The organism is Bradyrhizobium sp. USDA 4449 (assembly GCF_054056275.1).
Window position 1 is genome coordinate 7,225,464 of record NZ_JBSRYD010000001.1, and the last position, 24,759, is coordinate 7,250,222.

At 63.2% G+C, this 24,759-nt stretch carries 22 protein-coding genes; 13 read left to right on the forward strand and 9 right to left on the reverse strand.

Annotation, left to right across the window (positions count from 1 at the left end; all coding sequences use genetic code 11):
• Positions 1-213: 213 nt before the first annotated feature.
• From ACVIIW_RS34060 to ACVIIW_RS34075, 4 genes are read left to right on the forward strand one after another with little or no spacing between them, the layout of a single operon-like run.
• Positions 214-1,188 (forward strand): tripartite tricarboxylate transporter substrate binding protein, encoded by a 975-nt coding sequence (locus tag ACVIIW_RS34060; protein ID WP_456704711.1) that lies wholly within the window; start codon positions 214-216, stop codon positions 1,186-1,188.
• A 12-nt stretch (positions 1,189-1,200) separates the two neighbouring features.
• The gene (locus ACVIIW_RS34065) at positions 1,201-1,671 is read left to right on the forward strand and encodes a (2Fe-2S)-binding protein (RefSeq protein WP_456705333.1); all 471 of its coding nucleotides are present in this window, start codon (positions 1,201-1,203) and stop codon (positions 1,669-1,671) included.
• The gene (locus ACVIIW_RS34070) at positions 1,668-3,797 is read left to right on the forward strand and encodes a molybdopterin cofactor-binding domain-containing protein (RefSeq protein WP_456704712.1); all 2,130 of its coding nucleotides are present in this window, start codon (positions 1,668-1,670) and stop codon (positions 3,795-3,797) included. The genes ACVIIW_RS34065 and ACVIIW_RS34070 overlap by 4 nt, the downstream gene beginning before the upstream one ends.
• The gene (locus ACVIIW_RS34075; protein ID WP_456704713.1) at positions 3,794-4,492 is read left to right on the forward strand and encodes a molybdate ABC transporter substrate-binding protein; all 699 of its coding nucleotides are present in this window, start codon (positions 3,794-3,796) and stop codon (positions 4,490-4,492) included. The genes ACVIIW_RS34070 and ACVIIW_RS34075 overlap by 4 nt, the downstream gene beginning before the upstream one ends.
• Positions 4,493-4,501: 9 nt before the next feature.
• Here ACVIIW_RS34075 and ACVIIW_RS34080 read toward each other — a convergent pair whose 3' ends face one another.
• On the reverse strand, positions 4,502-5,308 hold the full coding sequence (locus ACVIIW_RS34080; RefSeq protein ID WP_456704714.1) for an SDR family NAD(P)-dependent oxidoreductase: 807 nt from the start codon (positions 5,306-5,308) through the stop codon (positions 4,502-4,504).
• 419 nt (positions 5,309-5,727) lie between these two features.
• Between ACVIIW_RS34080 and ACVIIW_RS34085 the strand changes: the two genes are divergently transcribed.
• The 4 genes from ACVIIW_RS34085 (at position 5,728) to ACVIIW_RS34100 (ending at position 9,377) form a co-directional block, all read left to right on the forward strand.
• Positions 5,728-6,423: a GntR family transcriptional regulator gene (locus ACVIIW_RS34085; protein ID WP_456704715.1), complete on the forward strand. Its 696-nt coding sequence runs from the start codon at positions 5,728-5,730 to the stop codon at positions 6,421-6,423.
• Positions 6,424-6,474: 51 nt separating this feature from the next.
• Complete coding sequence (gene dctP, locus ACVIIW_RS34090; protein WP_456704716.1) at positions 6,475-7,467, forward strand: TRAP transporter substrate-binding protein DctP; 993 nt, start codon at positions 6,475-6,477, stop codon at positions 7,465-7,467.
• An 88-nt stretch (positions 7,468-7,555) separates the two neighbouring features.
• Positions 7,556-8,071, forward strand: coding sequence for a TRAP transporter small permease (locus ACVIIW_RS34095; RefSeq protein WP_456704717.1), 516 nt, complete (start codon positions 7,556-7,558; stop codon positions 8,069-8,071).
• Between the two features lie 16 nt (positions 8,072-8,087).
• A complete protein-coding gene (locus ACVIIW_RS34100; RefSeq protein ID WP_456704718.1) occupies positions 8,088-9,377 on the forward strand; it encodes a TRAP transporter large permease in 1,290 nt (429 codons plus the stop codon).
• 109 nt (positions 9,378-9,486) lie between these two features.
• Here ACVIIW_RS34100 and ACVIIW_RS34105 read toward each other — a convergent pair whose 3' ends face one another.
• From ACVIIW_RS34105 to ACVIIW_RS34115, 3 genes are all read right to left on the reverse strand, one after another.
• Complete coding sequence (locus ACVIIW_RS34105) at positions 9,487-10,215, reverse strand: Crp/Fnr family transcriptional regulator (protein WP_456704719.1); 729 nt, start codon at positions 10,213-10,215, stop codon at positions 9,487-9,489.
• A gap of 319 nt (positions 10,216-10,534) precedes the next feature.
• Positions 10,535-13,225: a bifunctional acetate--CoA ligase family protein/GNAT family N-acetyltransferase gene (locus tag ACVIIW_RS34110; RefSeq protein WP_456704720.1), complete on the reverse strand. Its 2,691-nt coding sequence runs from the start codon at positions 13,223-13,225 to the stop codon at positions 10,535-10,537.
• A 65-nt stretch (positions 13,226-13,290) separates the two neighbouring features.
• Complete coding sequence (locus ACVIIW_RS34115; protein ID WP_456704721.1) at positions 13,291-14,130, reverse strand: universal stress protein; 840 nt, start codon at positions 14,128-14,130, stop codon at positions 13,291-13,293.
• 189 nt (positions 14,131-14,319) lie between these two features.
• Between ACVIIW_RS34115 and ACVIIW_RS34120 the strand changes: the two genes are divergently transcribed.
• From ACVIIW_RS34120 to ACVIIW_RS34130, 3 genes are all read left to right on the forward strand, one after another.
• Entirely contained in the window at positions 14,320-15,843 is a 1,524-nt protein-coding gene (locus ACVIIW_RS34120) for a bifunctional aminoglycoside phosphotransferase/ATP-binding protein (RefSeq protein ID WP_456705334.1), read from the forward strand.
• Between the two features lie 25 nt (positions 15,844-15,868).
• Positions 15,869-16,843, forward strand: a complete 975-nt coding sequence (locus tag ACVIIW_RS34125) for a CHAD domain-containing protein (protein ID WP_456704722.1) — start codon at positions 15,869-15,871, stop codon at positions 16,841-16,843.
• Between the two features lie 97 nt (positions 16,844-16,940).
• Entirely contained in the window at positions 16,941-17,669 is a 729-nt protein-coding gene (locus ACVIIW_RS34130) for a CBS domain-containing protein (RefSeq protein ID WP_456704723.1), read from the forward strand.
• A gap of 7 nt (positions 17,670-17,676) precedes the next feature.
• Here the strand turns inward: ACVIIW_RS34130 and ACVIIW_RS34135 are convergent, their stop codons facing one another.
• The 3 genes from ACVIIW_RS34135 to ACVIIW_RS34145 all read right to left on the reverse strand — a co-directional run bounded on the left by ACVIIW_RS34135 (position 17,677) and on the right by ACVIIW_RS34145 (position 20,514).
• Positions 17,677-18,135 carry a RidA family protein gene (locus tag ACVIIW_RS34135; RefSeq protein WP_456704724.1) on the reverse strand — a complete coding sequence of 153 codons (459 nt, stop codon included), beginning with the start codon at positions 18,133-18,135 and terminating at the stop codon, positions 17,677-17,679.
• Positions 18,136-18,156: 21 nt separating this feature from the next.
• The gene (locus tag ACVIIW_RS34140; RefSeq protein ID WP_456704725.1) at positions 18,157-19,848 is read right to left on the reverse strand and encodes a benzoate-CoA ligase family protein; all 1,692 of its coding nucleotides are present in this window, start codon (positions 19,846-19,848) and stop codon (positions 18,157-18,159) included.
• 147 nt (positions 19,849-19,995) lie between these two features.
• Complete coding sequence (locus ACVIIW_RS34145) at positions 19,996-20,514, reverse strand: MarR family winged helix-turn-helix transcriptional regulator (RefSeq protein ID WP_456704726.1); 519 nt, start codon at positions 20,512-20,514, stop codon at positions 19,996-19,998.
• Between the two features lie 252 nt (positions 20,515-20,766).
• Here ACVIIW_RS34145 and ACVIIW_RS34150 point away from each other — a divergent pair, with 252 nt between their 5' ends.
• The gene (locus ACVIIW_RS34150) at positions 20,767-21,939 is read left to right on the forward strand and encodes an ABC transporter substrate-binding protein (protein ID WP_456704727.1); all 1,173 of its coding nucleotides are present in this window, start codon (positions 20,767-20,769) and stop codon (positions 21,937-21,939) included.
• A 30-nt stretch (positions 21,940-21,969) separates the two neighbouring features.
• Complete coding sequence (locus ACVIIW_RS34155) at positions 21,970-22,428, forward strand: cupin domain-containing protein (RefSeq protein WP_194481488.1); 459 nt, start codon at positions 21,970-21,972, stop codon at positions 22,426-22,428.
• Here the strand turns inward: ACVIIW_RS34155 and ACVIIW_RS34160 are convergent.
• On the reverse strand, positions 22,425-23,378 hold the full coding sequence (locus tag ACVIIW_RS34160; protein ID WP_456699844.1) for an IS481 family transposase: 954 nt from the start codon (positions 23,376-23,378) through the stop codon (positions 22,425-22,427). The two genes, ACVIIW_RS34155 and ACVIIW_RS34160, sit on opposite strands and share 4 nt — an antisense overlap.
• Positions 23,379-23,474: 96 nt before the next feature.
• Positions 23,475-24,725 carry a flavin-dependent oxidoreductase gene (locus ACVIIW_RS34165; RefSeq protein ID WP_456704728.1) on the reverse strand — a complete coding sequence of 417 codons (1,251 nt, stop codon included), beginning with the start codon at positions 24,723-24,725 and terminating at the stop codon, positions 23,475-23,477.
• Positions 24,726-24,759: the final 34 nt, after the last annotated feature.

Here is a 24,759-nt window from a genome sequence, read left to right on the forward strand (position 1 = left end):
ATACCTGCGAGCCGAGGGCATTTATCCGGCAACGCCCATGCAAAATGCTCAAACCGCACGCGCCTCATGTGCTTGCCGCGTCCGCAAAATGCCCTGCTGCCACACCGAAATTGGTCCGATGTCGCCGATACAATCGACTTTGTGAGACGTCGACAGTTCGCGCCCGCAGCCGTTACAGTGGCAGCCAACAAGAGCGAGGTCAGGGAGGTGGGCATGACTGCTCGACATCTAATTTCGGTGCTCGTCGCCGGCCTGCTCGCTGCCTTCTCCGCAAGCCGGTGCTTGGCACAGGATTATCCTGCGCACCCTGTCCGCATTGTCGTGCCCTTCGGCGCCGGCGGACCGGCCGACGTTTCTGCGCGGCTGATCGGCCAGGGGCTCCAGCAGCGCTTTGGCCAGCCGTTCGTGATCGAGAACCGCACCGGCGCGGGCGGCGTCATCGGCACCGTCGAGGCGGCGAAATCGCCGGCCGACGGCTACACGTTGCTGATGATGTCCAACACGCAGACGGCGAATGAATCGCTACTGACGCCGGAGCAGCGCAAATACGACCTGATGCGCGACCTCGCGCCGATCGCGCCGGTGAGCTATTCCGATCTCGTCATCGTGGTGAATCCGCAAGTCCCGGCGAAGACGCTCCAGGAATTCATCGCGCTCGCCAAGTCGCAGCCGGGTAAATTGAACTACGCGTCCTCCGGTCAGGGCACCCCGTACCACATGGCCGGCGAGCTGTTCAAAGCTATGGCCGGCATCGATATCGTTCATGTGCCCTACCGCAACAGCGGCGAGGCGCGCAGCGGCGTGATAGGAGGCCAAGTGCAGATGATGATCGACGCGCTGCCGGCGATGGCGCCCAATATCGGCGAGAACCAGGTCCGTGCGCTCGCGACCACCGGCCAGCAGCGCTCGGCGGTGCTCCCGAACGTGCCGATCGCTGGCGAAGCAGGCGTTCCCGGTTACGAGGCGACAATCTGGCTCGGCCTGATGGCGCCGGCGGGTACGCCAAAGCCTGTCATCGACAAGCTCAATTCAGCCGTCAACGCGCTGGTGAAGCGACCAGACATCATCAAGCTCTGGACCGAGCAGGGTGCCGTGCCCATGTCGATGACACCAGAGGAATTCGAGAAGTTCCTGCGAGGCGACATCGCGAAATGGGCCGATGTCGTCAAGAAGTTCGAGAAGTCATGAGCCATGCCGATCATGCCCGATATTCAGTTCAAGCTTAACGGAGCTGCAGTCTCCGTTGATGTCGATCCGGATCAGACGCTGCTCGACGTGCTGCGCAGCCGGCTCGGAATCACCAGTCCGCATTTCGGCTGCGGCGCCGGTGAATGCGGGGCATGTCACGTCCTGGTCGGCGGCCATGCGATGGCCTCCTGCGATATGCCGATGTGGTCGGCGGCGGACAAGGACATCGTCACGGTGGAAGGCCTCGGGACGATGGAGCGACCGCACCCGTTGCAACGCGCCTTCATCGCCGAACAGGCGATGCAATGCGGCTATTGCGTCTCGGGCATCCTGATCAGCGCTGCGGCGCTGCTCGAACGTAATCCGTCGCCGGCGGAGGCCGAGGTCAGGGCTGCACTCGATCGCAATCTGTGCCGCTGCGGGTCGCATAACCGCATGGTCCGCGCGGTGCTGCGGGCGGCATCGGAGATGGCGGCATCATGACCGCGCCGCCCCCTGCTCCGAAACTGCCGGTCAGCCTGGCGGCCAATCCAAGGCTGTCGTCATGGGTGCGGTTCGCCAGCGAAGGCCGCGTGGCGATTTCGCCTGGCAAGGTCGAGATCGGCCAGGGCATCGTCACGGCACTAGCGCAGATTGCCGCTGATGAGCTCGACGTCGGCGTCAGCCGCATCGAGATGATCCGCACCTCGACGGCTGCGAGCCCAAATGAGGGAGTCACCTCCGGCAGCCTGTCGATCCAGCAATCCGGCCGCGCGCTACGCCACGTTTGCGCCGAGGTGCGCCGGCGCTTCCTCGCAGCAGCAGCGGAGCGTCTCGGCGTCGACGCGGCGCTGCTTGGTGTCGACGACGGCACGATCTCGGGCCCCGGCAACATCAGGACCAGCTATTGGGAGCTGTCGGGAGAGGTGTCGCTCGACCACGATGCCGTTGCGGGCACTGTGGCAAAGACCATTGCCAAACGCGCCGTCGCCGGACATTCGGTCCAGCGCGTCGACATTCCCGACAAGGTGTTCGCGCGGCCGCGCTTCATCCACGATCATGCGCGGCCGGGGATGTTGCACGGACGCGTGCTGCGGCCGGACGTCGCCGGCGCGAGGCTGGTCGCGCTCGACGAAGCGGCCGCGCGCGCCGTGTCCGCACCGGTCACGATCCTCCACGACGGCAGCTTTGCGGGCGTCGCCGCCGACAGCGAGGCCGCCGCGGAAGCTGCGCTGAAAGCCTTACGCAAGGGCGCGACGTGGTCGGCCGGCGAGGCACTGCCCGATGAGAATGATCTGGCTGGTTTCCTACGAAGTCAGCCGGTCGAGACCACGGTCATCGACACCAGGGCAGCGGCTGCGGGAATGGCGACCCGCACGCTCCGCCGGCAGTACACCCGCCCCTATATCGCGCACGCCTCGCTCGCGCCGTCATGTGCCATGGCGCAATGGGACGGTGACCGGGTGCATGTCTGGACGCACAGCCAGGGCGTCTATCCGCTCCGCGCCGACCTCGCCATCGTGCTCAAGCTGCCGACCGAAAACATCGCCGTCGAGCACATGGAGGGCGCGGGCTGCTACGGGCATAATGCGGCCGATGATGTCGCGCTCGACGCCGTGCTGCTGGCGAAAGCCGCTGGTGGCCACCCGGTCCGGGTGCAATGGTCGCGTCGCGACGAGATGTCCCACGCACCGTTTGGTGCGGCGATGGCGATCGAGATCGAGGCCGATCTGGATGCCGACGACGAAATCGTCGGCTGGCGCCATGCGATCTGGAGCAATGGACATACCGCACGGCCTGGGCGTGCCGCGCAGCCCGCACTGCTGGCTGCAAGCGAGATCACACATCCCTATCCGCGCATGACCTCGACAAATCCACCCGTTGCCAACGGTGGCGGCAGTGACCGCAACGCCGTTCCGCTCTACGATCTCCCGGCCTGGACCATCACGAGCCATCGCCTGCTGACCATGCCGGTGCGCACCTCGTCGCTGCGGACCCTCGGCGCGCAGGGCAACGTGTTCGCGATCGAATCCTTACTCGACGAGATCGCCGCCTTGCGCGGCGAAGATCCGATCTCGTTCCGCCTGCGGCACCTCAGGGATGAGCGCGCACGCGACGTCGTCCGCGCGGCGGCGCGACGCGCCGGCTGGAAGCCTGAGAGACGATCCGGCATCGGACATGGCGTGGGCTTTGCCCGGTACAAGAACAGCGGCGCCTATTGCGCTGCAATCGCTGAGATCGAAAGCGCCGAGGATATCCGCGTCAGACGGCTGACCCTTGCGGTCGATGTCGGCGAAGCCATCAACCCGGACGGCGTCATCAACCAGATCGAGGGCGGCGCCATCCAGGCAACGAGCTGGGTGCTGAAAGAGCGCGTTCGCTTCGACCGCACGCACATCACCTCGACATCCTGGACGGACTATCCGATCCTGACCTTCAGCGAGGTCCCGGCAGTGGATGTGGAAATCATCCAGCGATCGGAGATCGAGCCGGTCGGTGCCGGCGAAGCCGCGCATGGCCCGGTGACGGCGGCCATCGCCAATGCGGTCCAGGATTGCCTCGGAATACGCATCCGCGACCTGCCGATCACGCGGGACAAAATCATCGCAGCCATGGAGCGTGCACCGTGACCACAGTGAACATTTTGAGCGGCGGCGCGGCGCAGGGCCTGGTGCGTGGCCTCGGCAACGCCTTCAAGGCGCAGACCGGCTTTGACATCGACGGCGCGTTCGGCGCGGTCGGCGTGATGGCGGACAAGCTGCGTGCGAGCACCCCGGCAGATCTCGTGATCCTGACGCAGGCCCTGCTTGCAAAACTCGCTGCGGAGAAGCTTGTTGTCCCCTCCTCGATCGCCGATCTCGGGCGCGTGGAGACTGCCCTCGCCGTCCGCAGCCGCGATGCCAAGGCGATCGTCAGGACCGAAGCCGACCTGCGCGAGGTCCTGCGCTCCGCGGACGCCATCTACGTCCCTGATACCCAGGCCTCGACCGCGGGCCAGCACGTCGCAAAGCTGCTGGATCAGCTCGGCATCTCCGATGAGGTCACATCGCGCGTGAAGATCTTTCCGAACGGCGCAACGGCCATGCGCGAACTGGCGGCATGCGCCGCGACGCGGCCGATCGGATGCACCCAGGCGACCGAGATCATCGCGACCGCAGGCGTTGTGCTGTCGGGCTCACTACCACCGCGGTGCGAGCTGGTGACGATGTATACGGCTGGCATCGCCATGCAGGCCGCGCATCCGAAGCAAGCGGCGGCGCTGATCGCACTGCTGACCGGGGCCGACCAGAGGGAGCTGCGCCAGCGCGTCGGCTTTGCAGGCTAGATGCGAACCTCATTTGTGCAGCTGCGTGAGACCGGTCGGCGGGCCGTCGACCCCGGTCCAGCCGCCGTCGACGAACAGCGTGCTGCCGCTGACATAGCTCGCAGCATCCGAAGCGAGATAGGCGACGGCTGTCGCGACCTCGTCGGCACTGCTCCAACGATTGAACACCGTGTGGCCCGCATACAGATTGTAGATGTCGGGCCGCTGCTTGAACGGGCTGGTCAGCGCAGTCTCCACGATGCTCGGCGCGATCGCGTTGACGCGCACGCCGGCATGCCCGACCTCGGAGGCAAAGCCCTTCACCAGAAGGCCGATCGCAGCCTTGGTCGAGCCGTAGACACCGAGGCCCGGCTCGATGGTCACCGCGCGCACCGAGGAGCACGCGATGATGCTGCCGCCCTTCTGCTCGACCATGATGCGGCCGAAGGCCTGGAAGAACCAGACGGTGCCCTTGACGTTGAGGTTCAGGACGCGATCGAGGTCCTCGTCGGTGTAGTCGAGAATGGTCTTGCGGATGTTGAGCCCGGGCGTCGTCACAGCGATGTCAAGCCGCGGAAATTTATGCATCACGGTTTTCGCGAGCGCGTTGACATCGGCGGCGCCAGCAGCGTCGCACCCTGCGGCCTCGGCCCAGCCGCCCTTCTCCCGAATGCCCGCAGCTGTCGCCTCCGCGGCGTCAAGCGCGTGATCGGCGCAAACGACCTGCGCACCAAGTCCGGCCAGCGCCTCGGCGGACGATTTGCCGATGCCCGATGCGGCCCCGAGCACCACGGCCGTCTTGCCGGTGAGATCGAAGAGCTTGCGATAATCAGTCACGGTTACATCCTTTTCTTGTTGCGGTCAGGTCGCTTGTTGCGAACCAAGCGGCCGGGATACGAGAGGTTCAAATACAACGTTCGCGTCCCCGGCGATCGCGCCATCAATCTAAAAACGGCATCGATCGATACTCGCTTCAACTTGGACTCCTTGCTCGGCGCGCCCTTAGGAAGGCGAACGGGGAAATGGATCTAGGGAGGGGCGCTTGAGCGCGGAATTATCCGTCATCGTCGCCAGAGAAATCTCGCGCTGGGCTTTCGGCGCGAGAACCGCTGCCGCTTGCTGCAGCGCAACAGGGACACCCCCTCCTAATCTCCTAGTTGATCTTCTCGCAAACCGCTTCATATACTAATATATCAATTTACAGAGCACGCATGCCCGTCCGCTCGACGAAGACAACGGAAGCCGCGGCTTCAGCCATGACCAGTCCTCGCCGCGGTAAGCCACCCCAGCGAGCGACGGCTTCGGCGCGTATCTACAGCGAGCTGCGCGGCGAGCTGGTCTCGATGCGTCGCAGGCCGGGCGAGGTGATCTCGGAATCCGAGATCGCGCTCAGCTTCGGCGTCAGCCGCACGCCGGTGCGCGAAGCGATTCTCAAGCTTTCCGACGAAGGCCTGCTGGACGTTTTTCCGCAGTCCGGCATCTTCGTGTCCCGCATCCCGCTCGCCGCCCTGCCCGAGGCCATCATCATCCGCAAGGCGCTGGAAGAGACCACCGCGCGCTTCGCGGCCGAACGCGCCACGACGAGTCAGATCCTGCAATTGCGGTCGATCGTGGAACGCCAGCGGGAGGCCGATGAAGCTGGAGACCGCACCGCGTTTCATCAGGCCGATGAGCTGTTCCACGCCACCATCGCCGATGTCGCCAGACATCCCGGGATCTGGACGCTGATCCTGCATGTAAAGATGCATGTCGATCGTTATCGCCAACTGACGCTGCCGGTCGCCGGACGCATGACGCAGGTCATCGCAGAGCACGAACCGATCCTCGCGGCGATCGAGGCGCACGATCCGCAACGTGCAGGGATTGCGATGGAGCGCCATCTCGACCGGCTGCTTCGCGACATCTCGGAGACGCAACATACCAATCCGGAGTTTTTCGCCAGCACAGAGTGACCGGCTTTCCGGTCAACAAGACGACACAAAGAACTAATGAGGGAGACGACCATGCTACGCCGTGACTTCATCAAATTGAGCGCCGGACTGGGAGCTGCCACGCTGGCTCCGATCTCGTCGGGCCACGCCCAGACCAAGGCCGTCTTCAAGGCCGCTGACGTGCAGCCGGTCGGCTATCCGACAGTCGCCGCCGTCGAGAACATGGGCAAGAAGCTCGCCGAGGCAACCCAGGGCCGCCTCTCGATCCAGACCTATCCCTCCGCGCAACTTGGCGCCGAGAAGGAAACGATCGAGCAAACCCAGATCGGCGCGATTCAGATGCTGCGCGTCAGCGCCGGCGCCGTCGGTCCGATCGTCGACGACGTCAACGTCGTCAACATGCCGTTCCTGTTCAAGAACGTGGCGCAATCCTGGAAGATGATGGACGGCGAGGTCGGCCAGGAGCTGCTCGACAAGATTACCGCGAGCCCCAACGCCAATCTGGTCGGCCTGTGCTGGATGGATTCCGGTGCACGCAGCTTCTACAACACCAAGCACCCCATCAAATCGGTCGCCGACGTTCACGGCCTGAAGCTTCGCGTGATCGGCAACCCGATCTTCATCGACATGGTCAATGCGCTTGGCGGCAACGGCATCGCGATGGGCTATGACCAGGTATTCTCCTCGCTGCAGACCGGCGTGATCGACGGTGCCGAGAACAACCCGCCGAGCTACGTTTTCAGCAACCACTACACCGTGGCGAAATACTACTCGCTGACGGAGCATCTGATCATCCCCGAGATTCTCTGCTTCTCCAAGCGGTCCTGGACCGCGCTGTCCGCCGACGACCAGGCGCTGATCAAGAAGTTCGCCCGCGAGGCGCAGCTCGAGGAGCGCGAGCTCTGGAAGAAGTACGAAACGACCGCGATGGAGAAGGCCAAGGCCGCTGGCTGCGAGATCGTGGAGATTGCCGACAAGAAGCCATTCCAGGATGCGGTCAAGCCGGTGTGGGACAAGTATGGTCCGAAATACCAGGCCATGATCCAGCGCATCCAGACGCTCTGAACGTTCTCGAACCAAAGCCGAAGCGCGACAATCACTCATCGCGCTTCGGCCTCGACAATCTGAACCACTGACAGAGCAGGAAACGCGGATGGCCGCACTGTTTCGCCGAGCGATGGACTATCTCTACCTGTTATGCGTGATCGTCGGCTGCACCGCGCTGGTCGCGATCTCCGCGGTGATTCCGTGGGCGGTGTTCACGCGCTACGTGCTCAACAGTGCGGCTTCATGGCCAGAGCCGACGGCGGTTCTGCTGACGATCGTGCTGACTTTCATCGGCGCAGCCGCCGGCTACCGGCTCAACCTCCATATGAGCGTTGGCTATTTTGCCAAGAAACTGCCGCCGCCGCTGCAAAAGGCAACCGCCATCCTGGTGCAGCTGCTGATGGCGCTGATCGCCTTGTTCATGGTGATCTGGGGCGAACGTCTGGTCCAGGTCACCTGGTACAACACGATCCCTGATTTCCCCTCGCTGTCGGTCGGCGTCACCTATCTGCCGATTCCGATCGGCGGACTCTGCCTTCTGCTCTTCGTGATCGAGCGAATTTTCCTCGGCGTGCCGCCCGACCCGATCGGCAGGCACTCCGAAACCGCCCCCTTCGAGTGAGCCGGGAGTTCTCGCAATGGACATCTTTATCCTCCTCGGCACGATGATCGTCTGCTTCCTGATCGGCATGCCGATCGCCTATTCGCTGGCAATGGCGGCGATCGCCGGCGCATTGTCGGTCGGCATTCCGCTCGAAGCCTTGATGCTGAAGATCTCGGACGGCGTCAGCAAAGTTGCGATGCTGACGATTCCGTTCTTCGTGCTCGCCGGCGCCATCATGGCCGAAGGCGGCATGGCGCGGCGGCTTGTCGCCTTTGCCGACGTTCTGGTCGGCTTGACGCGACTGCGCGGCGGCCTCTCGATCGTCAACGTGCTGGCGACGACCTTCCTCAGCGGCATCTCCGGCTCTGCCGTTGCCGACACGTCGGCGATCGGCTCGGTGATGATCCCCCAGATGGAGAAGAACGGCTATCCGCGGGTGTTTGCGACCAACCTCACCATCTCCTCGTCGGTTCAGGCGCTGCTGGTGCCGCCGAGCCACAACGCCGTGCTCTATTCGCTCGCCACCGGCGGTACCATCTCGATCAGCGCGCTGTTCATGGCTGGCGTTTTCCCAGGGCTGCTGATCGGATTCTCACTGATCATGCTGTGCCTGGTGATTGCCTATCGCGAAGGTCACCCGCAGGGCCGTACCGTGCCGGCCAAGGAAGCCGTCAAGATCACGATCGACGCGGCCTGGGGCCTGATCACGCTCGTCATCATCCTCGGCGGCATTCTGGGCGGCATTTTCACCGCGATCGAAGCCGGCGCGGTCGCCTGCATCTGGGCATTCTTCGTCACCATGTTCGTCTACCGCGACTACAGATGGCGCGACCTGCCGGTGCTGCTGCACCGGACCTTGCGCACCGTTGCGATGGTGATGACGCTGATCGCCTGCGCCTCCGCCGTCGGCTACATCATGGCGCTGACGCAGATGCCGGCGAAAATGACGGCGTTCTTCCTGTCGATCTCCAGCAACAAATACATCATCCTGTTGCTGCTCAACGTCCTGCTGCTGCTGCTCGGCACGCTGCTCGACATGGCGCCGTCGATCCTGATCGCAACGCCAATCCTCCTTCCCGTGATGCAGAATTTCGGCGTCGATCCGGTGCACTTCGGCATGATCATGCTGCTCAACCTCGGCATCGGCTTGTGCCATCCGCCGGTCGGTGCGATCCTGTTCGTCGGCTGCGCCGTCGGCAAGGTCTCGCTCGAAGACGTCATGCGCAAGATCTGGCCGTTCTACGGCGTCATGCTGTTCGTGCTGACGCTCGTCACCTTCCTGCCGGAGATTTCGCTCTGGCTGCCGCGTCACATCCTGCACTGAATCAGGTCGCGCCGGTTTGACGTCGCCAGCGGCTCGAGGGTCACAAGGCGGGGCGGCACGTCGGCTCCTGCCATATCGAGAAGCTGCACAAACCTCGACGGCTAGGCTCTCACTCGCCGTCGAGGCCGCTTTCGGCAAGCTCACGCAGCGCATCGATGTCGAGCACGACGATGGCGCCATGCTCGAGGCGCACCCAGCTTCGTGCGGCCCAGGCGCGCAATTGCTTGTTGATGCTCTCGCGCGTCATCCCAACCATCTCGCTGATCTCCTGTTGGGTGATCGCGAGCGTGCCGCTGCCGGAATCGAGCTTGCGTTCCTCGGTGAGACCAAGCAGCGCGCTTGCAAGCCGGCCCGGCAGATTCTGCAAGATCACCTGTTCGACCTGCTGGCTGGTCCAGCGCAGCCGCGCGCAGAGCAGCTCGATGAATTTCATCGCGAGCGCCGGCTGGCTCTTCACGAACGGCAGGAAGTCGCGGCGGTCGATGATGTAGAGTTCGCAGTTGGTGTTTGCGGTCGCATCCGCCGACCGCGGCGCACCATCGAGTACGGCGATCTCGCCGAAGATTTCGCCCGGGCCGATCAGATTGAGAATAGCGTTCCGCCCGTCGGGCGACGAACTAGAGATCTTCACCGTTCCCGTGATCACCGCGAACAGATTATTGCCGGGATCGCCCTTGGCGGCGATGGTCGAACCACGCTTGACGGTGGTGTGCTTGGCGTAGCGGCACAGCTGATCCAGCGCTTCCGGATCCAGATCTGCGAAGATCGGATGCTTGCGCAGGACCGACAGTTTGTTACCCGACAACTGCCGGGGGTCGCCGGTCTTGTCCTGAGGCACGCCGGGACTCCTAAGACTGCGAGGCACTGGAGTTCCTCCGTAGTCAACGTTAGCGGGCTTTTCAACCGGAAAGCACGGACAGACCTCGAGAGAAAGGCTGCCAAAATGCCGCGATTGCGCCCCGGAGCCGCACCTGCAGGGTGCGCTGATGCGCTTCAGCCCATGCACAGTTGCAGGGATGCAAGCCAAAAGAGGCCCCTGCGCGCGCCGGAAGGGCAAGAATGCGCTGGGGAATGCCTGTCGAGCCGGATCAATCTTGGCCACACACCCGCCCTGCTCCGCGGCAAACACGCCCGAATCGTCCCCACAACTGGGCGGATCAGAGCTTCAGGCAGACGTCGCAGATATCAGGCTCGGCCGGATCCGGCTTGATCTCGAAACCGAACTGCCGGCACATCTCCAGCATCACGACGTTCTCCTTGAGCACGTCGCCCGAGATCGTCTTGAGCCCTTCCGACTTCGCGTAGTCGATCATCAGCTGCATCAGGGCCCAGCCGAGCCCCCTGCCCTTGAGGTCGGACCGCAGCAGGATCGCGTACTCGCCGCTCTCGTAGACCGAATCCGAGTGGAGTCGCACCACGCCGACCATCTCGTTCTTCTCATCGAAGGCGATGAAAGCCATGGCGCGCGCATAATCGAGCTGCGTCAAGCGCGCGATAAACTCATGCGTGAACTCCTTCATCGGCGCGAAGAAGCGCAGGCGGAGATCCTCAGGCGTGACGTGACGCAGGAATTCGTGGATGGTCGGTTCGTCTTCGGGGCGAAGCGGCCGCGCGAAAATGCGCCAGCCGTCCTTGAGTGCGAGCCGGCGCTCCCATTGCGAGGGATAGGCGCGGACAGCGAAATTGGCCGGGCCTGAGCCCGCAAATTTGCGCTGCGGCGGCCGCACCGCGACGCGGGCATCGACGGCGGTCACGCCGGTTTCGTCGGCCAGCAGCGGATTGATGTCGAGCTCGCGGATCTCAGGGATGTCGGTTGCCATCTGCGCCAGCTTGACGAGCACCAGTGCGACCGCGTCATGCTTGACTGCCGGCACATCCCGGTACGCAGGCAACAACCGGGACACACGTGTACGCTCGATCAGGTCACGGGCGAGCTGCAAATCGAGCGGCGGCAGCGCCAGAGCCTTGTCGTTGATGATGTCCACCGCCGTGCCGCCGCGGCCGAACACCACGACGGTGCCGAAGGTCGGATCGTCGGCGAGGCCCAGGATCAACTCGCGCGCCTTCGCTTTGACGACCATCGCTTGAACGATGATACCGTCAATACGGGCTTCGGGCCTTAACTTTCTCATTCGCGCAAGTATATCGACCGCGGCTGCGCGCACCGCGGCCGGCGTGGTCAGATTGAGCACGACACCGCCGACATCGGATTTGTGCGCGATATCGCGCGACAGGATCTTGAGCACGACGGTGGCACCTTGGGCGAATATCCCGTCCGCGTAGGCGACCGCCTGATCGACATCATCAGCCGCAAAGGTCGGCACCATCGTGATGTCATAGCACCCGAGCAGATGCTTGATCTCCACGGGCTCAAGCCATTTACGTCCGTCGGCCATGGCCGTCGCAACGACCTGTCTTGCAGCCGCCACATCAGGCACGAACCTATCCGGTATCGCCGGCGGCACCTGGCTCAGCTCGTCGACCACCTCGCGATGCCGGACCATATGCATGAAGCCGCGCACCGCGTCGTCTTCAGTCGGATAGTTCGGGATGCCAGCGGCGGACAGCGTCGCGATGATGTCCTGATCCGCGCCGACCCAGGCCGCAAGCACCGGCTTGGCCCAACTGCGATGTTTCTCACGATATTTGACGACGAGCTCGGTTACGGTCGCCGCGATCGCGTTGGCCGATGCAATCGCGGTCTGCACGTTGAGCACGAGGATCGCATCATTGCCAGGATCGTCGAGCAGGACCTCCAGTGCCGCAGCATAGCGCGAGGCATCTGCGTCGCCGACGATGTCGACTGGATTGGTGCCGGACCAGGTCGGCGGCAGCACCGCAGCGAGCTTCTCGCGCGTCTCCGGCATCATCGGCGCGGGAATTCCGCCGAGCTCGGCCAGCCGGTCGACCGCCAGGACGCCGATGCCACCGCCATTTGTCAGAATCGCGAGTCGTTTTCCCGCCGGCGCCCCGATCCTGCCGAGCGTCTCGGCACAATCAAACAGCTCGCGCAGATCGGACACCCGAAGAACACCGGCGCGGCGGAAGGCCGCGTCATAGACCGCATCCGCACCGGCGAGCGCGCCCGTATGCGTGGCAGCCACCGTCGCACCCTGCGTCATGCGCCCCGACTTCACCACGACAACGGGCTTCACACGCGCCGCGGCACGCGCTGCCGACATGAACTTCCGTGCGTCCTTGATGGCCTCGATATAGAGCAGAATCGCACGCGTTTTTTGGTCCATCGCGAAATAGTCGAGCAAATCAGCGATATCGACGTCGATCTGATCGCCGACCGTGACAATGCCGGAGAAGCCGACGCCACGCTGCGCAGCCCAATCCACCATGCCGGCCGCGATCGCGCCCGATTGCGAGATCAGAGCGAGGTTTCCGGCCCTCGGCATGTGCGCGGCGAAACTCGCGTTGAGGCTTGCGCCGGGCATCATGATGCCGAGGCAATTCGGGCCGATCAGCCGCATGCCGTATTTGCGGGCGGTCGCAACGGCGGTCTCCTGGAGCGATCCCGATCCATGGCCGAGTCCCGACGAAACGATCAGGGCCCCGGCCGAGCCAACGCGACCAGCCTGGTCGATGATCGCAGGGACCTCACGCGCCGGCGCAGTAATGACGATCAGCTCGGGCACGAACGGCAGGTTGTCCAGGCTGCTCACTGCCGCGATACCGCCGATCTCGGCATGGCGCGGGTTGACCAAACCGAACGGCCCCTTGAACTCCGCCTTACGAATGTTCTCCAGGACCGCCCGTCCGACGGACACCGGGCGACCGCTTGCGCCGACGAGTGCGACCGACCGGGGCGACAGCAGGGTTTTCAGGCGGTAGGTCGACATGATCACACCAGTCCGATCGGGCAACGGGGCGACAAAAGCTAACCCAGACCGGGATTGAAACGCACCTAGTGCGACATCATCACCCAGCATGGTGGCTGACCGATGACGGTCTTGGTCACGCCGCCCCAGACGGTCTCGTTCAGGCGCGAATGTCGGTAAGCGCCCATGACGATGGCGTCGACGGCGTGGGCCTCTGCCCAACTCCCCAGTACCTTGCCGATCGAGCTCCCGCTGTCCTTCACGGTTTCGAAGGACGCATAGACCCCGTGTTCCCTCAAGTGATGGACGAGGCTGTCGCCCGATTGCGTGATTGCGTCGCCCTCGTCACCGGCCACCGTGATCACCCGCACCACGGCGGCGGCCTGCAGGATCGGCAGCGCGTCCCCGACCGCGCGTGCGGCGCGCGCCGAATGGTCCCAGGCAATCACGACATTCTCGAACTCCGGCCGCAGCGTCTCCACATGCTGCTCTGGACATAGCAACAGCGGCCGGCCGGACTGGAACAGGAACGTTTCAACGATGTTTTCGGTTCTGCTGTCGTGTGGCCTCACGGGGATCAAACTGAGATCGCTGACGCGTGCCTGCTCCGCCAGGGTCGACGCGATCTGATCCGCCGGCACCTTGCCCGATCGGCCTTGGGCACGAATGCCGGCACGGGAGGTCGCGTTGGTGAATGCATTCAGGAGCTGCTGCATATCTTCCGCTTCGCCCATATTGCTGAGTTCGGCAGGCTTGGGGTCATCGGGAAACACGACCGTCGGCCGCACGAAGGCATCGTCTTCGAGCGCGAGCCCCGTGATCCGGGCGCCGAGGTCGGCGGCGACTGCGACGCACTTCTCAATTGCGGCTAGCGTGGGCGCACGCGGCTCGCCAACGAGCGGCAGAAAGACGTCCTTGATGGGCATCGGATTCTCCTCGCACGCCAGAATAGGCCACCTCCGGTCCGGATGCTTGATCCTCCTCAAGCCGGGAAAACTCCGCCTCGCCAGCCCACGACAGCATTTGATGGAAGTCAAGCGGCGGTCACGACTTAGAGGTTACCCTGGCTTGCGGCCGGACCGCTTGGTGCTACCATCTGCAACATGCCGGCAGGGATGACGGACAGTTCTGCGACCCAGGAACGGATCTTCGCGGCTCTGACCGCGCACGCCGGCGTGAAGCGGATCGACACGCACGCGGCTTCGGTCTTCCTCGACGGAAGGCGCGCGCTGAAGATCAAGCGCGCGGTGAAGTATCCATTTCTTGACTATTCGACCCCCGATAAACGCAAGGCGGCCTGCGAGGAGGAAGTCAGGATCAACAGGCCACACGCGCCGGAGATCTATCGTGGCGTCGTCGCCGTCACGGAAGAACCCGACGGGTCCGTGACGATCGACGGCAACGGCCGGCCTATCGAATATGCAGTGGATATGTCGCGTTTCGATGAGAACCGGACGCTCGATCATCTGGCCAAGGCGGGACGGTTCGACGCGGACCTTGCATCGGCGGTCGCCGACGCGATCGTGGCTTCACACGCGGCAGCGTTTCCCATCGACGGCAAAAGATGGGTTGCTTCGATCCCCGCCCTGATCGACGGCAACAGCAATGGCCTGAGAAAGGGCAATCATCTCCCGACTGCGGCGATCGAGCAGCTTGGGCAGGCCTCGCATGCACCGTTCCTGCGTGTTCGACCTTTGCTTGAAGAGCGCGCCCGCCGGGGTTTCGTGCGCCGTTGCCATGGCGATTTGCATCTTGCGAATATCGTGTTGATCGAGCAGCAGCCCGTGCTGTTCGATGCCATCGAGTTCGACGCAGAGATGGCGACGGTCGACGTGCTGTACGACTTCGCTTTCACGCTGATGGATCTGTTGCGCCACGATCAGCCGCTGGCCGCAAACAGCATGTTCAACCGATACCTTGCCACGACGTCAGTCGACAATCTCGATGCGCTCCGCGCGCTGCCACTTTTCATGTCCATTCGCGCGGCCGTTCGCGCCCAGGTGGCCTTGGCACGGCTGAAGCCAACGCATTCCCAAGATGTCGGCGTTCTTGACCAAGCGCGTCGCTATTTCGACCTTGCCCGGGCGCTGATCCAACCTCCCCGGCCCCATCTTGTCGCGGTGGGCGGCCTGTCGGGTAGCGGCAAGACCGTCTTGGCACGGGCGCTCGCGCCGACCGTAGCACCAGAGCCAGGCGCCGTCGTGTTGCGCAGCGACGTCATTCGCAAGCAGTTGTTCGGGGTCCCCGACACAGAGCGGTTGCCGCCGACTGCATACACGCCCGAGCTTGCCGAGCGGGTCTACGCGACTTTGGCCGAACGCGCCCGGCGCGTGCTGGCCCAGGGCCATTCGGCTGTTGCTGAGGGTGTGTTCGCTCGTGATTTTGAGCGGGATGCCTTCGCCGCCCTCGCCCGCGACTGCAACGTGCCTCTCACCGGACTCTTCCTGGTCGCCGATCTGGCAACCCGGCAGGCTCGCATCGGCGGCCGCCGCGGCGACGCTTCGGATGCCACGCAAGAGGTTGCCGCGTTGCAAGAGCGCTATGATGTCGGCCATATCGGCTGGGCGACCATCGATGCATCCGGGACACAAGCGCAGACGCTCCAGAGCTGCCGGGACGCAATCGCCAAGGGCAGGTAAGGCAATCTGATTGGCGCGGACAAGGATGGCGCGACCCACCAGGAGTTCGACGGCGACCGCCCGCACCAAGACGGCGGCGAGCCGCAATATGCTGCCCGGCCGCCTCAGCTCGGGCATGGCTTGCGACACCGCCTTTCGAATCATCGCCCGCCGTCACCTCGCCGCCGTCCTCGCCCAGCATGCGGGCACCTGCCGAGGCGATCCCGAAGCGCTGCATCAGATCCGCATCGCACTAACCCATCTGCGGACCGCGATCCGCTTCTTTTTCCCAATGCTCGACGATGCGCTGCGCCCCAAAGTCTGGGCCGAGCTGAAATGGCTGAACAGCCAGCTCGGCATGGTGCGGGATCTCGACGTCGCGATTGAACGCGTGGTGGCCGAAACAGGTGACGAGCTCGCCGTGGTTGCCGAACTGCAGCACTGGGACGACAAACGCGCCGAAAGCCATCGCCTGTTGGCTCGCGCTCTGCAATCGGCGCGCTATCGCCGCCTGGTCGAACAGACCTCGAGCTGGATCGAGAGCGGCCCCTGGTCGACAAGGCGTAGCAAGGAGGCCATCAGACTGCGCCGCTGTCCCCTCGCCGAGCACGCGACGGCGCAGTTGACCGATTGGGAAAAGACGCTGCTCAGAAAGGCCCGGAAACTGCGCAAGCTCGACGTCGGGAAACGGCACAAGTTGCGGATTCTCAACAAGCGGCTGACCTATTCGATCGAGTCGCTGGAGGATTTATTCGCCGACAAGTCGCTGACGAAACAAAAATCGATCCTCAAGCAATTGCGCAGGGCACAAAAATCCCTTGGACAGCTGAACGACGATGCGCGCGGTCAGACGCTGGCCGCTTCACTGAACGAGGCAGTTCCCGGAGCCGGGATTCGCTTCCTCGACCGCAAGCGGGAAAAGAAGCTATTGCGAACGGCTTCGACGGCCTATCGCAAGGTCGAGAAGAGCAAGCCGTTCCGCGTCTCCGACCTGACACCGGATGCGCGAGCAGAGGATTAGGCATTCGCAAGCGCGGCTTGACCTGGGTCAACTTCCACCTTCGCCGCTGATCTAGACCTCGGACATCGATATTCATGCGAACCTGCGGAGTTCTCCCATGCGCGCTCACCAGATCATGACGCGATCGGTCATCTCGGTCACGCCGGACACCAGCATCGTCGAGGCTGCGAACATCATGCTGAAGCGCCACGTCAGCGGCCTCACCGTTGTCGACAACAGCGGCAAGCTGATCGGAGTGGTCTCGGAAGGTGATTTCATCCGGCGCAGCGAAATCGGTACCGGTCGCAAGCATGGCCGCTGGCTGCGCTTCATTCTCGGGTCCGGAAAATCAGCCAGCGATTTCGTCCACGAGCATGGCCGCAAAGTCGCGGAAGTCATGACTGTCTCACCTGTGACCATCACCGAGGATACCGCGCTTCCCGAGATCGTCGATCTCATGGAGCGGAACAACGTGAAACGCCTTCCGGTGGTTCGCGGCGAGAAGATCGTCGGTCTCGTGTCGCGCACCAACCTTCTACAGGCGGTAGCGGGTCTCGCCCGCGACGTGCCGGATCCGACGGCCGACGACGATCACATCCGCAGCCGCATCATCAATGCCATGGAGACATACGACTGGTGTCCGTTCGGGCTGAACGTGATCGTGCGCGACGGCATCGTTCATTTGAACGGTGTCATCACCGAGGAACGGGCGCGGCAGGCCGCGATTGTTGCCGCTGAGAACGTCGAAGGTGTCAAGAAGGTGCACGACCATCTCTGCTGGGTCGACACGATGTCGGGCGTTTATCTGAACTCACCCGAGGACGAGAATCTCTCCAAGGCGAGCTGAGCGCGGCCTAGCGGGGAATGACAGCGGTGGCTTCGATCTCGACGCGCGCCGCTTTCTCGACGAGACGAACGACCTGGACCAGCGCCATCGCGGGATAGTGCGCGCCGAAGACGACGCGGTAGATCCTGCCGAGCTCCTTCAGGTTCGTCAGATACTCCTCCATGTCGACGACATACCAGGTCAGCCGCACGAGATGCTCGGGCCGCGCACCGGCCTCGCCAAGAATCTCGGCGATATTGCTCAAGGCCTGATGCACCTGCGCAACAAAACCGTCCGCAAGACGTTCCTGGGCATCCCAGCCGATCACGCCGCCGGTGACGACAATGCGTCCCTCGGCAGCCATTCCATTGGCATAGCCCTTCGGCATCGGCCAACCGGATGGCTGGAGCACTTGCGCCCTGGGACGGGCGTCATCCTCGGCAGCGGTCTGCAGCACAGCGAGCTGGGGGCCTTTCGGCGTCGTCACGGACAATTCTCGATCCTCATCTCATTCCGCCGCGACGCCTGAGGACGTCACCGCCGCCTGCGCCAATTGCCGCAAGGCGAAGCGCTTCAATTTTCCGGTCTCGGTCTTCGGCAGCTGCGTCACGAACTCGATCGCGCGCGGATATTTATACGGCGCAATCTCACGTTTGACGTGCTCTTGCAACTCGGCTGCGAGCTTTGCGTCCGGCATCACGCCGGCCGCGACGATGACGTAAGCCTTCACGATCATCCCGCGCGCCTCGTCCGGCGCACCGACGACGCCGCACTCGGCGACCGACGGATGCGTGAGCAGGGCTGCTTCCACATCCGTGCCCGCGATATTGTACCCGGATGATACAATCATGTCGTCAGAGCGCGACTGGTACCAGAAATAGCCATCGCCATCCACCAGATAGGTGTCGCCGGTGATATTCCAGCCGTTCTGAACATATTTCCGCTGGCGTTCGTCGGCAAGATAGCGGCAGCCGGTCGGCCCGCGCACCGCGAGCTTCCCCATCGTCCCCGGCGGCAAATCATTGCCGTCATCATCGACGATCTTCGCCTCATAGCCGGGCACCGGCTTGCCGGTCGCGCCCGGACGTATTTCGTCTTCAGTCGCGCTGATGAAGATGTGCAACAACTCTGTCGAGCCGATCCCGTCCATCAACTTGATGCCGGTTGCCTTCAGCCAGGCATCGAATGTCGGCTTAGGCAACGTCTCGCCCGCGGATACGCATTTGCGAAGCGAGGAGATGTCGCGGCCCGCGAGTTTGCTTATCAACGCGCGATATGCAGTCGGTGCCGTGAAGCAGACTGTGGTCCTGTATCGCTCGATAGCGGACAGCATATCGTCCGGGGTCGTCTTCTCCAGCACCACGAAGGAAGCGCCGATGTGCAACGGAAACAGCACGCCGCCAAAGCCGAAGGTGAAGGCCAGGGGCGCGGAGCCAATGAATCGATCCTTCTGCTCGGCTCGCAGAATATTGCGCGCATAACCGTCGCACACCGCCAGCATGTCCCGGTGGAAATGCATGGTGCCCTTTGGATCGCCCGTCGTGCCCGACGTGAACGCGATAAGGCAGACATCGTCCGCGGCGGTATCGACCGCGGTAAACTCAGGACTTGCATCCGCGATCAGCGCCTCGAGCGAATCGGAAGCGCCATTGCCCCAATACACCACGTGCTTGAGACCGGGCGCCGCCAGCTTCGCTCTTTCCATCTCATCGGAGAGTTTTCCGTCGCAGAGCGCGAGCGTGATCTCCGCCTTCTGAATTGGATAGGACAGCTCCTTGGCGCGCAGCAGCGGCATCGTCGCCACGCAGATACCACCGGCCTTGATCACCGCTAAATACGTCGCAACCATCATGGCGCTATTGGCGGAGCGCAGCATCACGCGTCCACCCGTGACGAGACCGAGCTTGCCAACGAGCACATTGGCAATGCGATTCACGAGCTCTTGTAGTTCGCGATAGGTGTAGCTCACGGCGGGACTGATGACGCAAGGCGCGTCGCCGTGGCCCTGCTCGATCCAACGGTCGAGGAAATAGGTCACACAGTTCAGTCGCGGCGGATAGCGGAGTTCCGGCCGCGTGAAGATGAACTCCGGCCAGAGCTCGGGCGGCGGCAGATGTTGCCGCGCAAATGTATCGACATGGGCCGTCGCGGCGTCGCCGTCATGCGAGCCTGAGACTTGCACCTTGGCAGCGTTGGCCATCGCACGCTCCTTTCAGCATGGAAAGCACCCGGCAGCACTCAACGGAAAACATTTTAGGCTTAAAACAATTCGGCGCAATAGCGGATTTGGGCATCCTATGCATTTTCGTCCGGCAAGGTGGAATTGGCGGCCGGGGAACCCGCAACGTCAGGGGCGGCGCCGTGCGGCCGATTTCTGCGCAGACCCCTTGGTCTTGGCCAGGAGCCGCATCAGCTCGCGCACGTCCTTCGGGGTCAAATCGGCGAAGAGATCGGCGATCCAGGTCTCGTGCTCTGCGGCCATTCGGCGGAACTCCGCGCGGCCGACCTTTGTGAGGCGGATCACCTGGACCCGACGGTCGGTCTCCGAGGTACGGCGGTCGAGATGGCCGGATTCCACTAGGCGCTCGACGAGGCCGGTGACGTTGCCGTTGGACACCATCATGCGCTTGGAGACATCCGATAGCGTCATGCCGTCGGGCGCCTTGTCGAGCTGCGCCATCAGGTCGAAACGAGGGAGCGTGACATCAAAGCGCTGCCGCAGGCGACCGCGGACCTCACCCTCGATCAGGGTCGTGCAGGTGAGCAGGCGCAACCACAGCCGAAGTTCTTCGGCGTGGTCCTCAGGCGTTTCGACGGCCTTGGTCTCGGAATCGAGCATCTTGGTGCAATCACTCACGGCCGGCATTGGCGCCGCCCCGGATTCCCTAATGTTTTGAGCTTCAAGTAAATCCGCGCCGGCCGCAAGCCTAAAGCTGTAACAATCGATCGCACAGCGATCTCTTTAAGGTTGAAGCAATTGGCGCGCCGCTTGCATGCTCCGCTGCCCGCATCAAGGTGACGCCGTGAGCTTGGCTTGCCGCGTGCGCCGTCATCGGCATAATCTTCGATCGGAGTACGCGGCTTGCCACGCAGGCTCTGATGTCACGGTGGAGAAATCATGAAAATGCAACGGACCTTGGCTGCGGCCGCCTTGCTGCTCGGTGCCGCGATGGGCCCTGCCCTGGCGCAGGAAAAGATCAAGCTGGGCGTGATCGTGACCCTGTCGGGGCCGGCCGCCGCGCTGGGCCAGCAGGTTCGCGACGGCTTTGCGCTCGCGATGAAGGATCTCGGCAATAAGATGGATGGTCGCGATGTCGAGGTTGTCGTGGTCGATGACGAGCTGAAGCCTGACGCGGCGGTAACCAAGGTCAAGGGTCTGCTCGAACGCGACAAGGTCGACTTCGTGGTCGGACCAGTGTTCTCCAACGTCCTTCAGGCCATCCACCGGCCCGTGACCGAGGCGAAGACCTTTCTGATCAGCCCGAATGCCGGCCCGTCGACCTATGCCGGCAAGGACTGCAACCCGTTCTTCTATGTGACATCGTACCAGAACGATCAGGTGCACGAGATCCTTGGCAAAGTGGCGCAGGATCGCGGCTACAAGCGAATGTACCTGATGGTGCCGAACTATCAGGCCGGCAAGGATTCGGTTGCCGGCTTCAAGCTCGACTATAAGGGTGAGATCGTCGAAGAATCCTATATGCCGCTGAACACGCTGGATTTCCAACCGGAGCTGTCGAAGATCTCCGCGCAGAAGCCCGATGCGCTGTTCACGTTCATGCCGGGCGGTCTCGGCGTCAACCTCGTCAAGCAATACAAGCAGGCTGGCCTTGCCGACAGCATTCCGGTGCTTTCGGCTTTCACCGTGGATGAATCGACTCTGCCCGCGCAGCAGGATGCCGCCGTTGGGATGTTCGGCGGCGCGAACTGGGCGCCCAACCTCGACAATCTCCAGAACAAGAAGTTCGTCGCCGCCTACGAGGCCGCCTACAACACTGTGCCCGGCACCTACGCGTTCCAGGCCTATGACGCCGCGATGCTGATCGACAGCGCGGTCAGGGCTGTGAAGGGCGACTTTTCCAACAAGGACGCCGTTGCGGCTGCCCTGAAGAAGGCGGACTTCACATCGCTGCGCGGGTCGTTCAAGTTCAACACCAACGGCTATCCGATCCAGGATTTCTATCTGACCAAGGTCGCCAAGCGTCCGGATGGCAAATTCCAGACCGAGATCGTGCAAAAAGTTTTCGAGAACTACGGCGACCGCTATGCCAAGGACTGTAAGGCAAACTAAAGCTGCGCGTCGCGTGAAGGGAGGACGGCAATGAAGAGCGAGATCACCGGCATCACCCGGGCCAATGAGGGGATCCAGGGCATTTCCTGGAACATTCTCGGCCAGACTTATGTTCCAAAGAGCAACACCGAGAACAGCTTCTCCTGGCACGCGACATTGCCGCCGGGCACGTTCGTGCCGCCGCACATCCATCCCGACCAGGACGAATATCTCTACATGCTGGAGGGGAAGCTCGACTTCGTGCTCGGCAATTCGGAGGCGCAGGCCACGCCTGGCGATTTGATCCGGCTCGGCATGGGCGTGCCGCACGGCATCTTCAACAAATCAGACCAGACCGCGAAAGTGCTGTTCTGGGTATCGCCGACCAAAAAACTGTTCGACCTGTTCTGGGGCCTTCATAACATGAAGGAGCAGAAGCCGGAGGACGTGGTGGCGATGGCCGCCGAGTTCAACATCCACTTCCTGCCGCCGCCTCCCGGCGCCGGCTAGCTGTGGAATCTCAACAGGTCGTCCTCCGGGATGGCGAGGCGGCTGATCGGTGGTTTGGCGTGCAGGCTGCCGTGCGAGCGGTGCCAGTTATAGTGATGAAGCCAGATTGGCAGATCGTTGGCTCGCTGGTCTGAGGTTTCGTAGGCGCGAGCATAGGCCCACTCGCGTAGCGCCGTTTGGATGAACCGCTCGGCCTTGCCGTTTGTTTGCGGCCTGTAGGGCCGGGTGAAGATGTGTTTGAGGCCGAGCCTTTTACAGGCCTTGGCAAACGCTTTGGCACGATAGCAAGAGCCGTTGTCGGTCATGATGCCCGTGACCTTTATGCCGAGTCCCTGGAAGTACGAGACGACGTTGTTGAGGAAGGCGATGGCGCTCTCCTTCTTCTCGTCGGGTCGGATCTGAGAGAAGGCCACGCGCGATGCATCGTCGATCGCGACGTGGACGAACTCGTGACCCGCGCCGCGGCTTTCACCCTTCTGGCGATCGTGCGTGATGCGGTGGCCAGGCCTGACGAACCTCCCGAGCTTCTTGATATCGATATGGATGAGCTCGCCGGGATGCTCGCGCTCATAGCGCCGCACCGGCTCGGCCGGCTCCAGATCGCGCATCCGGCTCAATCCCAAGCGACGAAGGATGCGGCTGACAGTGGCCCGTGACACCTTGACCTCGGCTGCAATCTGCTTGCCGGTGTGACGCTCCCGGCGCAACCTCTCGACGACGGCACGCGTGGCAGGCGGGATTTGGCTTGGCGATGAAAGGGGTCTGGAGGAGCGATCGCGCATCCCCTCCGCACCTTCTGCGCGGAACCGCTTGACCCATTTGGCGACGGTCTTCGGCGTCGTGTTGAACTGATAGGCCGCGTCGGCCTGGTTCAGCCCACCTTCCACCACGCTTCGGGCCATCGCCTCTCGACCTTTGGGCGTCAAAGGCGCATTCTTGTGGACGTTCATCTGGTCTCTCCCTGGAACACTGAAGCTTCGCAACCTCAGCTTCCTCGGTTCAGACCAGATGGACAACCTCCTGAGACACCAAAGCTAGCGGATGCTTTAGGCCCGCACCGCGGCTAGGCCCGGCACCGCAGCGAACCCAGCCTTCGTGGCATAGCCACGCACGATCGCCTCGCGCTGGGAATAGCTCAAGACGTTGTCGATGTTGTCAAAGCCGTCGGGCGCAAGTTGCTCGACGGCGTCAATGACGCCTTCGGGGCCGCCACGGCGGTTGGAGCGGACGATATCCGCAGTCATCGGCAGGCGCTTCTTCTCATACTCGACCAAGGCCTGCCGCGGATGCTCGGCACGCACCAGCGTATCCGCAAGACAGCGCGCATCGAGGATCGCCTGCGAGGCGCCGTTGGAGCCAACCGGATACATGGGATGTGCGGCATCGCCAAGCAGCGTAACGCGGCCGGACGACCAATAGGGCAAGGGATCGCGGTCGCAGGTCGGATATTCATAAAATTCGGGCGTTGCCGAGATCAGGCTTCTTACATCGATGTAGGGCACCGAGAAGCGTGCGACATGCGGCATCAACTCCTCGCGCCGGCCCGGCCGCGACCAGTCTTCCTTCCGTGGCGGCGGGGCATTGCCCTCTCCCACTTTCACCAGCACCGCCCAGTTGGTCAGACGGCTCGCCGTGCTCGAACCCTCGGCGATCGGATAGATCACCACCTTGGCATTGAGACCACCGGCGACGATCATCGATTTGCCGGTCAGGAACAGCGGCCAGTCGCGCGCGCCGCGCCATAGCATCAGGCCGTTCCAGCACGGCGGCCCCTCGTTCGGGAACAGAGTGTCGCGGACACGTGAGTGGATGCCGTCGGCGCCAATCAGGATATCGCCGCGCGCGGTGTGGATGTGCGAGCCGACCCGATCGAAGAAATAGGCCGTGACACCGGCTTCGTCCTGCGTGAACGCGCCGAGCCGGCAGCCCGTGTGGATGGCATCTGCGCCGAGCCGCTCCTCGACGGCGCGATGAATCACACCCTGAAGACGGCCGCGGTGAATCGAGAATTGCGGCACGTCGTGCCCCGCGTCCACGCCGCGGGCTTCGCGCCAGACCTCCTGGCCGAGGCGATTGAGATAGTAGAGCTGATCGGTGCGGATTGCGACGTCGTCGAGCTTTTGCAGCAGACCAAGACTGGCAAGCTCACGCATGGCGTGCGGCAGGGTGTTGATACCGACGCCAAGCTCGCGGATCGTATCCGACTGCTCGAAAATCTCGCAGCCGATGCCGCGGGCCCGCAGCATCAACGCCGTGGTGAGACCACCGATACCGCCACCGACGATAATCGCCTTCATCGCCCTCAACTCCACTCAATACACAGGCAACGGG

Coding starts and splice junctions, on each gene's coding strand:
- ACVIIW_RS34060 (WP_456704711.1), top strand. CDS start 214: ATGACTGCTCGACATCTAATTTCGGTGCTCGTCGCCGGCCTGCTCGCT.
- ACVIIW_RS34065 (WP_456705333.1), top strand. CDS start 1,201: ATGCCCGATATTCAGTTCAAGCTTAACGGAGCTGCAGTCTCCGTTGAT.
- ACVIIW_RS34070 (WP_456704712.1), top strand. CDS start 1,668: ATGACCGCGCCGCCCCCTGCTCCGAAACTGCCGGTCAGCCTGGCGGCC.
- ACVIIW_RS34085 (WP_456704715.1), top strand. CDS start 5,728: ATGACCAGTCCTCGCCGCGGTAAGCCACCCCAGCGAGCGACGGCTTCG.
- dctP (WP_456704716.1), top strand. CDS start 6,475: ATGCTACGCCGTGACTTCATCAAATTGAGCGCCGGACTGGGAGCTGCC.
- ACVIIW_RS34095 (WP_456704717.1), top strand. CDS start 7,556: ATGGCCGCACTGTTTCGCCGAGCGATGGACTATCTCTACCTGTTATGC.
- ACVIIW_RS34100 (WP_456704718.1), top strand. CDS start 8,088: ATGGACATCTTTATCCTCCTCGGCACGATGATCGTCTGCTTCCTGATC.
- ACVIIW_RS34110 (WP_456704720.1), bottom strand. CDS start 13,225: ATGTCGACCTACCGCCTGAAAACCCTGCTGTCGCCCCGGTCGGTCGCA.
- ACVIIW_RS34115 (WP_456704721.1), bottom strand. CDS start 14,130: ATGCCCATCAAGGACGTCTTTCTGCCGCTCGTTGGCGAGCCGCGTGCG.
- ACVIIW_RS34120 (WP_456705334.1), top strand. CDS start 14,320: ATGACGGACAGTTCTGCGACCCAGGAACGGATCTTCGCGGCTCTGACC.
- ACVIIW_RS34125 (WP_456704722.1), top strand. CDS start 15,869: ATGGCGCGACCCACCAGGAGTTCGACGGCGACCGCCCGCACCAAGACG.
- ACVIIW_RS34130 (WP_456704723.1), top strand. CDS start 16,941: ATGCGCGCTCACCAGATCATGACGCGATCGGTCATCTCGGTCACGCCG.
- ACVIIW_RS34140 (WP_456704725.1), bottom strand. CDS start 19,848: ATGGCCAACGCTGCCAAGGTGCAAGTCTCAGGCTCGCATGACGGCGAC.
- ACVIIW_RS34145 (WP_456704726.1), bottom strand. CDS start 20,514: ATGCCGGCCGTGAGTGATTGCACCAAGATGCTCGATTCCGAGACCAAG.
- ACVIIW_RS34150 (WP_456704727.1), top strand. CDS start 20,767: ATGAAAATGCAACGGACCTTGGCTGCGGCCGCCTTGCTGCTCGGTGCC.
- ACVIIW_RS34155 (WP_194481488.1), top strand. CDS start 21,970: ATGAAGAGCGAGATCACCGGCATCACCCGGGCCAATGAGGGGATCCAG.
- ACVIIW_RS34160 (WP_456699844.1), bottom strand. CDS start 23,378: ATGAACGTCCACAAGAATGCGCCTTTGACGCCCAAAGGTCGAGAGGCG.
- ACVIIW_RS34165 (WP_456704728.1), bottom strand. CDS start 24,725: ATGAAGGCGATTATCGTCGGTGGCGGTATCGGTGGTCTCACCACGGCG.